The sequence below is a fragment of the Rubellimicrobium mesophilum DSM 19309 genome (genome assembly GCF_000600335.2).
GTDB lineage: Bacteria > Pseudomonadota > Alphaproteobacteria > Rhodobacterales > Rhodobacteraceae > Rubellimicrobium > Rubellimicrobium mesophilum.
Genome location: NZ_KK088547.1, coordinates 1 through 1533, shown reverse-complemented (window position 1 = coordinate 1533; position 1533 = coordinate 1). Strand labels below are relative to the sequence as shown.

The window sequence follows — 1533 nt, the reverse complement described above, 5'->3', positions numbered from 1 at the left end:
CATCCCGCCCCGCCCCGCCGACGAGCCGGTCCTCGCCCGCCCCCCCGCTCAGGTGGTCCTCGCCCCCATGCCCCCGCAGAAGGTCCGACCCCCCAGACCCGATAAGGAAGTCATCCCCCGACTTGCCAACGTCCTGAACGTCGCCGGAGCTCCGGGATAAGCTGGCACGGGTCGTCGTTCCGCCATTGAAGACCGGCGTGATGCCCTGGATCACGTAGACGTTGTCCTGATAGTCGTAGTTGACGCCGGTGTAGTCCTGGGCGACCAGGTAGGTGTTCTTGAACGGGTGGCCTTCGGAATTGAAGGCTTGGAACACGCGGACGGTGTAGCCGTCGGGCACCGCCTTGCCGCTCGGGTCGAACACGTTGCCGTTCTTGACCGTGTAGCCCGGATAGCGGGCGTCGAGTTGTGCCTGGGTCGGCGCGCCGGTCCCGGTCGGGTTCAGGTCGGGATTGGTCGACTGCCCCGCCACAAGGAGGCCGAAGATGTCGCTGCCTGTCCAGGCGTCCGGCACGGTGGCATTGTTGAAGGTCGCAGTGCCGAAGGCCCCGTTCGGCCGTAGTGGCAAGACGGTCTGGTTCTGAAGCGGGTCATGGTAAATGAGCTGGACATTCGCGCTCTTGTTGCCAGGCGCATGGATGTTGAAGTTCGCTCCGGCCGGCTTGTGGAAGCCCGCAATCTGCGTGACCTTGGCCGAGGTGACCCCGTCGGCCAGCCGCCAGTAGCGTGAGAGCACCTCCGTATCGTCCGCCGGCAGGTAGACGTCGTAGAAATTCAACGTCGAGAACTCGCCCCCGTTATTGAGCGAGAGACCCTCGATGACGTTGCCGAAGCCGAAGATCTTCCAGACCTCGTTGAGGTTGGGCTCCCAGCCGCCCTCGTCGCGCTGCTGCCAGAAGCCCGACAGGTTCACCTTGGCGGTCGAATTGGTTGCCTCATTGGTTTGCAGCGTCAGCCGGCCCTCGAAGACCCCGGTGACGCCGTTCGCCTTAGGTATGTAGCCCGCACGATTGAAGAGCACCGTGACATCGACCGACTGGCCGGCGCCAAACGATAGGTTGTCGAAGGCGTTCGGATTGGCGAGCTTGAACGGCCCGGTCAACGTCGAGTCCAGCACCTTGAGCGGAGCGGTGCCTGTGTTGGTAATGTGGACGACGGCGCTTTCCTTGTAGTCGCGTGGCGTGCCGGGAGTGACGGATCCCGGATTGTCAATCCAGTTGAAGTGCAACCGGTTCGTGTGGAAGGCCGCGTCGCGGCTCAGCATTTGGACCAGGTCACGTCCGTCAATGAGGTGGAGATTTCGGGTGTAGCTGGGGTGGCCATGGTCACGCGGCTTCAGTGGAGATGAGGGTAGGGTTCTCGGTCGGCGGGACATCGAGCTCGGCCATGGCCTCGACCTGCATGTAGCGGTGCTGGAGCTGCCACTCGTCGTTCTGCTCGAGGAGCACAGCGCCGATGAGCCGGATGATGCTTTCTTCGTTCGGGAAGATGCCGACGACGTCAGCCCTTCGTTTTACCTCCTTGTTCAGGCGC

2 protein-coding genes are annotated in these 1533 nt (G+C 63.2%); both read right to left on the bottom strand.

From position 1 onward, the window contains the following. Positions 1-1264 (bottom strand): calcium-binding protein (locus RUMESO_RS02865; RefSeq protein ID WP_037277984.1); only part of this gene is annotated, 1264 nt, incomplete at its 3' end. Positions 1265-1325: 61 nt separating this feature from the next. Further along, positions 1326-1533, bottom strand: a 208-nt coding sequence (locus tag RUMESO_RS02860) for a transposase (protein ID WP_037277982.1), incomplete at its 5' end; no start/stop codon positions are given.